Origin of the sequence: Trichocoleus sp. DQ-A2, assembly GCF_039961915.1 — a bacterium.
GTDB lineage: Bacteria > Cyanobacteriota > Cyanobacteriia > Cyanobacteriales > FACHB-T130 > FACHB-T130.
In genome coordinates, this window is the sequence record NZ_JAMPKD010000042.1 from 22,418 (window position 1) to 31,529 (window position 9,112).

The following is a 9,112-nucleotide window of genomic DNA, read 5'->3' on the forward strand; positions in this document are numbered from 1 at the left end:
ATTTTTTATTGATTAAACTTCGTCTTCTTCCAGTTCCTCGCGGCTGAGAGATTCATAGGTGGGTCGCGTCGGCGTCCGGCGATTTGACACATCCGCCATCAAGTCAACCTCTACGTGTCCCGTGGTTCCGTCCTCGGTCGTCTCCACCTTATGGACGGCAATATCTAAACATAGAGATTGCAGTTCTCGCATTAACACCTTGAACGATTCTGGTGTTCCCGGTCGCGGAATCGCCTTGCCTTTCACGATCGCATTCAGCGCTTCGTTCCGCCCCTGCATATCGTCGGATTTCACCGTCAGCAACTCCTGCAAAATGTAGGCAGCGCCAAAAGCTTCCAGCGCCCACACTTCCATTTCGCCAAATCGCTGTCCGCCCTGCTGCGCTTTGCCTCCCAAGGGTTGCTGCGTCACCAAAGAGTAGGGTCCCGTAGAACGGGCGTGGATCTTGTCGTCTACCAGGTGTACCAGCTTCAGCATATACGCCTTGCCCACGGTAATCGGACGGTCAAAGGCTTCCCCAGTACGCCCATCAAAGACTCGGAGCTTTCCGGCTTCATCAGGGTTAAATAGCCAGTTCTTCCCGGTCTTCTTCCTCGCCTCCTCCAACTTGCCATGCACCGACTCGCGGCTTTTTTCCGCTCCGTGCATTTCGTCGAAGGGAATCACTTTGAAGCGGACATTTAAGTTCTCACCAGCCCATCCCAGCAAGCACTCAAACACCTGCCCCACATTCATTCGTGAGGGTACTCCGAGTGGATTGAGCACGATGTCCACGGGGGTTCCATCTGGCAGGTAGGGCATATCTTCGGCGGGTAATATCCGGGAAATAATCCCCTTATTACCGTGCCGTCCCGCCATCTTGTCGCCCACTTGGATTTTGCGCTTCTGCGCGACGTAGACACGCACCACCATGTTCGCTCCGGGGGGCAGTTCGTCGCCCTGTTCGCGGGTGAAGACGCGCACGTCTACCACGCGCCCTTTCTCTCCGTTGGGCACTCGCAGGGAGTTGTCCCGTACATCCCGCGCCTTTTCACCGAAAATTGCCCGCAGCAGTTTCTCTTCCGGTGGCTGGTCGGATTCCCCTTTGGGCGTCACCTTTCCTACCAGAATGTCCCCAGCTTCTACCCAGGCTCCAATTCGGATAATCCCGGTTTCATCCAGGCTTCGCAAGCTATCTTCCCCGACGTTAGGAATTTCCCGCGTAATTTCTTCGGGTCCTAGCTTGGTTTGCCGTGCCTCGATTTCGTACTTCTCAATGTGGATGCTGGTGTAGACATCGTCGTAAACCAGCCGTTCGCTGATTAAGATCGCGTCCTCGTAGTTGTAGCCTTCCCAAGGCATATACGCTACCAGGATATTCTGCCCCAAAGCCAGTTCGCCCCCTTCGGTAGCAGAACCGTCGGCAAGTACCTGTCCGGCAACGATGCGATCGCCCTCATACACTAAGGGTCGCTGATTCAAGCAGGTATCCTGGTTTGAGCGCTGATACTTCTGCAACTCATACTCGATCTGCGGTCCGTTGGGTTCCCCGGTTTCGTCGAAACTCCGCACTGCGATCCGCGTCGCATCCACAAAGGTGACTTCCCCGTCGTATTTGGCAACCACGACCATCCCGGAGTCCCGCGCCGCCTGGGCTTCCAAGCCAGTCCCGACTAGGGGTCGCTCTGGCTTCAATAACGGCACTGCCTGCCGCTGCATGTTCGATCCCATCAACGCTCGGTTGGCATCGTCGTGTTCCAAAAAGGGAATCAACGATGTGGCAACCGAAATAATCTGCACCGGCGACACCGCTACATAATCCACCATGTCGGGTGTCGTGGTGGTGAAATCTTGGCGATATCTCACCGCTACCGATTCTCCCAAGATCCATCCATCCACATCCATCGGGATGTCCCCTGGCGCGACTTGCAGATCGTCTTCCTCATCTGCCGTCATATATACCGGCGCTTGTTCCTTGAGTACCCGTCCGTTTTCTACTTTCCAGAACGGCGTCTCTACAAATCCATAGGCATTTACCCGCGCATGAGTTGCCAAAGAGCCGATCAATCCAGCGTTCGGTCCTTCTGGCGTCTCAATCGGGCAAATCCGCCCGTAGTGGCTCGGATGAATATCCCGCACGGCGAACCCTGCGCGTTCCCGCGTTAGTCCTCCCGGACCCAACGCTGAGAGTCGCCGCTTGTGAGTCAATTCCGCTAAGGGATTTGTCTGATCCATAAACTGGGACAACTGGGAGGAGCCGAAAAACTCCTTAATCGCCGCTACCAAAGGCTTCGGGTTTACCAAAGAAGCGGGTGTTAGGGTTTCGGCATCCGAAACGGTCATCCGCTCCCGGATAATCCGCTCTAAGCGGTTCAAGCCGACGCGCACTTGGTTTTGCAATAGTTCGCCTACTGAGCGCACTCTTCGGTTCCCCAAGTGGTCGATATCATCGGTAATCCCGATGTCATATTCCAAGTTGATCAAGTAGTCTACCGCTGCCAGAATATCGGTTGGGGTCAGCACGCGCACTGTATCCGGCACGGAGAGCCGCAGCTTCTTGTTCAGCTTATAGCGACCAACGCGACCCAGGTCGTAACGCTTCGGATCGAAGAAGCGCGATTCCAACAACTGCTGTCCGCCAGAAACCGTTGGTGGTTCACCGGGTCGTAGTTTCCGATATAGCTCCATGAGCGCTTCTTCTTCGGAAAACTGCCCTTCTTTCTCAATGGTCTTCTGGAAATATTCTGGGTGACGCAACGCATCAAAAATCTCAGAGTCGGAAAGCCCCAAGCTCTTGAGTAATACCTGTGCCGACAGTTTGCGCGTCTTATCGATTCGTACCCACACTAAGTCGTTTTTATCGGTTTCAAACTTCAGCCACGCACCCCGGTTGGGAATAAGAGAAGCTGAGTAGGTACGGCGTCCGTTTTTGTCGGTTTCCGATTTGTAATAAACTCCGGGGCTTCGCACGATTTGGTTAACGATCACCCGCTCGGCACCATTAATAATAAATGTGCCTCGGTCGGTCATTAGGGGCAAATCGCCGATGAAGACTTCTTGCTCTTTAATCGTGCCGTCTTCTTTATTAATGAGCCGCGTCGGAACGTACATTTGTACGGCATAGCTTGCATCCCGACGCTTGGCTTCATCTACATCGTACTTGGGTCGCTTGAGTTTGTAGTCTTTGCCCAAGAAGTGCAACTCCAGCTTGCCGGTGTAATCGGTAATCGGCGAAAAGCTGTTAAGTTCCTCAATCAGACCTTCTTCCAGGAACCAGCGGAAGCTGGCTCGCTGAATTTCTACCAGGTCTGGCAACATGTAAGCAACTGGAGTGGAGGTCTGATTAGTCATGCTTTTCCTCTTGCAAAAGAATTCAGGAATTACCTGTCGTAAGGGGGGGGTTTAAGAAGAATGCCAGTGGGGAGACCCGACTTCCCAATCAACCCGATCGTCTAGAACTCAAAAGTCATCCGTTAGTAAGGATGAATCCTGAATTGATTCGTCCTCCATCGTTGATGGTTTTGAATTCGTCCTTCATCTTTAGATCCTTCCCATCTAGCGGGATGGAATTCGTGCCAAAGTAAGCAGTAGCGGCGAAGTATGCCTCACTCGTCCCCAAGGACAAGCGATTGGCAAGAACAAAATGAGCCGTTTAGTCCCCACTAGCAGGGAAGGAAACGTCTCAGGGTTGTTTTTCGTTGGTTTTATACGCGAACCAGCAGTTCGCTTTGGCTTGTTTGCTCAAAGATAATATTTAGTGCTTCTTTACCAGGTATAAGGACAGCGATTGCAGGGGTATGAAGTCTGTTTAGGTGGAGCAGGCAGCCATCCCAGTTTGCTCGCAAGAATTCTGTTCATAGAGGGTCTTTTAAATATTATGTCGCAAATTGACTTTCTTTGTTGACACCTACCTCTAAATTGGGGTAATGAAACCCAGAAGGGAGAAAAGAGATTTTCCACCAAAAGTTATTGTCTTCGGGGGATGGATGTCTCTGTCGTGGTTCTCCCTGCCTTTCCAGTGTCTACAGCACTCAGAACGGGTACGGTACGCGGCACGCGGCATGGATAAAAGCCCTTAGAATTGGGCATTAAATCGCAGCACAAGGCTGAGGTACGGAAAGTCGAAACAGATTACAGGCATTCTGGGTGGTTTGCGTGGCTAGAGTCGCTAAAGAGACCCCCCTCAGATGGGCAACACACTCTGCGACATATCGGACGTAGGAAGGTTCGTTACGTTTGCCACGCTTGGGAACGGGTGCGAGGAAGGGGCAGTCGGTTTCAATTAGGAGGCGATCGCTGGGGATTCTCCTGGCCGATTCCTGAACTTGAGTGGCGTTTTTAAACGTTACGATGCCGCTGATACTAATATAGAAACCCAAATCCAAGAACCATTGCATTTCTTCCGGAGTACCCCCCCAGCAGTGCATGACGCCCCGCACAGGACCCGTGCGCTTCCAGAAATCTTGCAACAGTTCGTGCATGGTCGCAGCAGCATCTCGGCAATGAATAATTACAGGCAAATCAAGTTGCTGCGCGATCGCTAGCTGTGCTTCTAATACTTCTATTTGCCGCTCCCTATCTTCCGCTTTATAAAAATCCAGACCCATTTCGCCAATTGCTACCACTCGCTGGTCAGAACTCGCCAGCGAACGAATTTGTTCGGCAGTTTCTGATGCCCACTTCTCGGTATCGAGGGGATGTAACCCCACGGCGAAGTAAAGTTCTGGAAATCGGTTTGCCAGTGATTGAATGCTTGAAAACTCCGTAGGTTCCACGCACGAATGCACTAGCCGAACGATCCCCGCTTCGCGCCACCGAGCTTTAATTTCTTCCAGATCGGACTGGAAGAGATCGAAGTTTATATGGACGTGGGTATCGAACAACTGTATCTGTTCAGTCATTGGTCATCAAGCATTGGGTAGTGGGTAACGGGTAGTGGGAATTCTACCTACCACCGCTTTCGATAAACAACTGACTGCTGACTACTGACGAGCGGCTAGCAGCTAGGAAGCAGAAGCATCGGACGAAGCCGGGGTTGAAGTTTCTGGCTGGGGCTGCGCGCGTTTGAGCGCCTTAGCGAGATTGGATTTTTTCCGGGCACCGTTGTTGGTATGCAACACCCCCCGCTTTACCGCTTTGTCAATCTTGCTGTAGACCTCTGACATCCGCCGCTGTACTTCTTGCAGCGATTCCGCAGTGGGGTTGGCTGCGTGGGTTTGGACGGCTGCAAGATAACTCTTCATCAGCGTTTTTACGGCTGATTTATAGGTCTTGTTACGCAGCCGGTTGCGTTCGGCTACTTGGACTCGCTTTAGGGCTGACTTAGTATTGGCCACAGTCTTGAAGAAAACTCTGTACAGTTAACAAACAGAACTAGATAGATTAATATACCATCTCTCCATAAATTATAGCGATCCCTTGAAAAATCCAGGTTAAGCTATAGAAACGAGTACAGGGAATAGGCTGCCTCATCCCTTGAGATGAGGATAGTGATATACCTGAACTCAGGCGGGTAATTCCTAGATGGTGATTCCGACTCCATGCTGCGAATCATTACTCAGGTATCTGAGGCAAGAACTGAACTGCGGCGTATCTGCGATCGCACCCATGACGACCAGATTGTTCATAAAGAGGCAACTGTTCGGGAAGTCTTACAGGCTGTGAAGCGCCAGGGCGACAAAGCTCTGCTGCATTACACGGCTGAATTCGATCGACAAACTTTGAATTCCGAACAGCTGCGCGTTAGTGGCTCAGAACTGGATGCTGCCTATCAACAGGTGTCCCAGGAGTTACTCAACGCGATTCAACTGGCACGTCAACAAATAGAAGCATTCCACCGGCAGCGCGTCCCGAAATCTTGGGTTCAATTTGGGGACGATGAGATTGTTTTGGGGAAGCGTTACACGCCGGTAGATCGAGCAGGGCTTTACGTTCCTGGCGGTCGAGCGTCCTATCCAAGTACGGTATTAATGAACGCCATCCCTGCGAAGGTAGCGGGTGTGCCGAGAATTGTCATGGTGACGCCCCCAGGGCAAGAAAAAACGATTAATGCCGCGGTGCTAGTGGCAGCCCAGGAAGCTGGGGTGCAGGAAATTTATCGGATTGGGGGCGCTCAAGCGATCGCGGCTTTGGCTTATGGCACCGAAACCATTCCTAAGGTAGATGTCATCACTGGTCCCGGTAATATCTACGTCACCCTGGCGAAAAAGCTCGTTTATGGCACTGTGGGGATTGACTCGCTGGCAGGGCCTTCTGAGGTACTGATTATTGCCGATGAAAACGCCAATCCCGTCTATGTGGCGGCAGATATGTTGGCGCAAGCGGAACACGATCCGATGGCAGCAGCAATTCTCCTGACAACAGAAGCTGGGTTGGCGAAGAAAGTACAGCTAGAAGTAGAACGTCAATTGGAAGATCATCCGCGACGGCTACTGACAGAGAAAGCGATCGCTCATTACGGTTTAATTGTGGTGGTTGACTCTCTGTTGGTTGCTGCCGAACTCTCCAACGAGTTTGCCCCCGAACACTTGGAACTGGAAGTCCAAGAACCCTGGGATCTGCTGGAAAAAATTCGCCACGCGGGTGCTATATTCTTGGGTTCCTCAACGCCCGAAGCTGTGGGAGACTACTTAGCAGGGCCGAATCACACGCTACCTACCTCTGGCGCTGCCCGTTACGCTTCAGCACTGGGAGTTGAAACGTTTCTGAAACACTCCAGTTTGATTCAGTACTCGCCGACAGCGCTCCAGAAGCTTGGCAACGCTATCCAGATTCTTGCCCAAGCCGAGGGTTTGACTTCCCACGCTGACTCCGTGCGGCTGCGAATCGAGAAGAGGTCTGACGAATAACGAAAAAGGAGATTTTGGGGTGCTAAAAATTATTCTGGTGGCTCTCGACAGTTCAGAGCTTTCGGAGGGAGTGATTCAGTCCCTGGAAGAACTCCAACTACAGCCAACGACCAAAATCATCCTTTCCCATGTGATTCCTTCGTCGGGGTCTGAGGTGGAAATTGCTGTTGATAAGCCCCATGCCTCTTCGGAGGATCTGCCCTATCGGCAGATTGAAAAGCAGATGGAATCTTATCAGGCAGCTTTACCTTGCCACAGCGAATTAGAAATCGTTTCTGGCGACCCCGCTGAAGAAATAATCCGACTTGCGAATATTTATCAAGCTGACTTGATTGTGATTGGCAGTCGGGGTTTAACGGGTTTGAAGCGAATTATAGAGGGTTCTGTCAGCAGCCAAGTTGTTGCTGATGCCCCTTGTTCCGTGCTGGTGGTGAAGCAGGCATAAAAATTAAAAAAGAAGCCCTGGCGAATAGAATTCGCGGCTATACAGACAAAACCTGCCTACCCAGGTTTTAGAATAATTGATTATTCTTAGTCCGCGCAGGCGGACTTTTTTTATTTAGCCGCAAATTCCATTCCTTGGATGTAGGAAATGCTAATTAAGAGAATAATTCAGGCTCAGATTCTCGATTTTGAGAGCCTGAATTATCCCTGAGGTCAGCCTTACCCTTTACTTTTTCTTTAGATGAATTTGAAAGTAACTGGTTTCGGTTCTGATTGAAAGAAGTGTTCTAAGCCAGGAATTACATACTGAAAGCCGTCTATAAACGTGTCTCTTCAACCTAGTTTGGAGTGCTGGATTCAGCATTAATTTCATGCTTAGAGGAACTTTTTCTAATTCCTAGTCCCTAATAACTTCTAGTAAAGTAGAATAATTATTCTAGTTGAGATTGGCTAAATAATAGGCTAATTTCGTAATCAAGAAGCTGAGAACCTTGCAAAACTGAGTTCAAACTGAGCGATGCGTTAAGACTGTAGCATTCTGTACTGGCTTTTTAATGAATGAATAAACTCACCCAGCCTATTCAGGGCAAATTTCCGACAAATAGGCTTGGTAGCGTCATGCTCAAAGAGTACCAACAGCAGACCGAAGTTTATCAAGTTTTGATAGAGTAATAAAAATTACAATAAATACCCGTATTGTCGTACCGGGTGGAAACTGCGATCGCCAAATGGTCGTCTAAAAATTTATTGGCATTACATCATTTGTAGATTTATGGTGATTTCCCGTAAATTAGGGACGAAGGTAGCAGGAAGTGCATCACTGATTTTGATACAGTTTCTCGGTTTAATAGAATTTCCCCTCAATTCTCTATTGAGCCGCCTATCAATTGATTTAGGGTTTAGCTCAACCGCTTATGCAGATGTTGTGCCGAAAACGCCAACAGGTTCTGGTTACGAGCCGGGTGATGTGGGTGCTCCCGGAGGCACCATTGGAACGGGAACGCGAGTTCGTTATCAGCCACCCGATGATGGAATGATTCCCAGAGGCGGTACCAGAGGCGTTGACGAATCGCCAATAGAATGCTCTGAGTCTCAGCCTACATCTGTGACTTTGTTGGCTCCTACGACTCATACCGGATTGACTGCATCAGGTCATCCCATCTTTTACTGGTACTTGTCGGGCACCCGATCGGTACCGATTACTTTTACACTGGTTGAGCCAGGAGTATCTAAGCCAATTATTGAGCAAACAATTCAAACACCCAAGGCTGGAATTAATCAACTCCGGATGTCCAAAGAGTTGCCAGAACTGGTTCCAGGACGGGAATATCTATGGACAGTCACTCTGAAGTGCAATCCGAAACGACGTTCTGAAGATCAGATTGCTCAAGGCTGGATTAAGCACGTACCCGCAACACCTGCTCTAGAGAAACAACTGGCAGCTGCGCGATCGCAGATTGGCAAGGCAGCAATCTATGCTCGATCGGCATACTGGTATGACACTCTAGGCGTAATTTTAGCTGCCCATGCTACTTCCCCCAAGGATCGGTTGATCCGCCAGGAGTTTCTATCGCTCTTAGAGCAAATTGGACTGACAGAGGTGAAAGAGCAAGAACAACAACGGTTGGTAAGGCAGTAGCTAGGTCATCCAACATAAATTTAAAATTGTCTCTGTCTGAATAAAAACCTGTTTTCTGGTAGAAAACGGGTTTCTTTTATTCCACACAGTAGACCTCCTGCATGAATGAGAAAATAGTGTGCCAGTTGGCGATCGTCGAATTGCAAAATTAAGGAGAGACAAGGAGCAACTTAAGGAGGGGGCGATGCCATACACACAGTTA

6 protein-coding genes are annotated in these 9,112 nt (G+C 50.1%); 3 read left to right on the plus strand and 3 right to left on the minus strand.

Features of this window, described 5'->3' with window-relative positions; genetic code table 11:
• Positions 1 to 12: 12 nt before the first annotated feature.
• From rpoB to rpsT, 3 genes are all read right to left on the minus strand, one after another.
• Positions 13 to 3,330: a DNA-directed RNA polymerase subunit beta gene (gene rpoB, locus NC997_RS26285; RefSeq protein ID WP_190413949.1), complete on the minus strand. Its 3,318-nt coding sequence runs from the start codon at positions 3,328 to 3,330 to the stop codon at positions 13 to 15.
• 737 nt (positions 3,331 to 4,067) lie between these two features.
• Positions 4,068 to 4,868, minus strand: a complete 801-nt coding sequence (locus NC997_RS26290) for a YchF/TatD family DNA exonuclease (protein ID WP_190525592.1) — start codon at positions 4,866 to 4,868, stop codon at positions 4,068 to 4,070.
• A gap of 114 nt (positions 4,869 to 4,982) precedes the next feature.
• Positions 4,983 to 5,315, minus strand: a complete 333-nt coding sequence (gene rpsT, locus NC997_RS26295) for a 30S ribosomal protein S20 (protein ID WP_190425173.1) — start codon at positions 5,313 to 5,315, stop codon at positions 4,983 to 4,985.
• 204 nt (positions 5,316 to 5,519) lie between these two features.
• Between rpsT and hisD the strand changes: the two genes are divergently transcribed.
• The 3 genes from hisD (at position 5,520) to NC997_RS26310 (ending at position 8,910) form a co-directional block, all read left to right on the plus strand.
• Positions 5,520 to 6,827 (plus strand): histidinol dehydrogenase, encoded by a 1,308-nt coding sequence (gene hisD, locus NC997_RS26300; protein WP_190438126.1) that lies wholly within the window; start codon positions 5,520 to 5,522, stop codon positions 6,825 to 6,827.
• A gap of 19 nt (positions 6,828 to 6,846) precedes the next feature.
• On the plus strand, positions 6,847 to 7,272 hold the full coding sequence (locus NC997_RS26305) for a universal stress protein (protein WP_190425168.1): 426 nt from the start codon (positions 6,847 to 6,849) through the stop codon (positions 7,270 to 7,272).
• Between the two features lie 771 nt (positions 7,273 to 8,043).
• Entirely contained in the window at positions 8,044 to 8,910 is an 867-nt protein-coding gene (locus NC997_RS26310; protein ID WP_190525590.1) for a DUF928 domain-containing protein, read from the plus strand.
• Positions 8,911 to 9,112 lie beyond the last annotated feature (202 nt).

Coding starts and splice junctions, on each gene's coding strand:
- hisD (WP_190438126.1), top strand. CDS start 5,520: ATGCTGCGAATCATTACTCAGGTATCTGAGGCAAGAACTGAACTGCGG.
- NC997_RS26310 (WP_190525590.1), top strand. CDS start 8,044: ATGGTGATTTCCCGTAAATTAGGGACGAAGGTAGCAGGAAGTGCATCA.
- rpoB (WP_190413949.1), bottom strand. CDS start 3,330: ATGACTAATCAGACCTCCACTCCAGTTGCTTACATGTTGCCAGACCTG.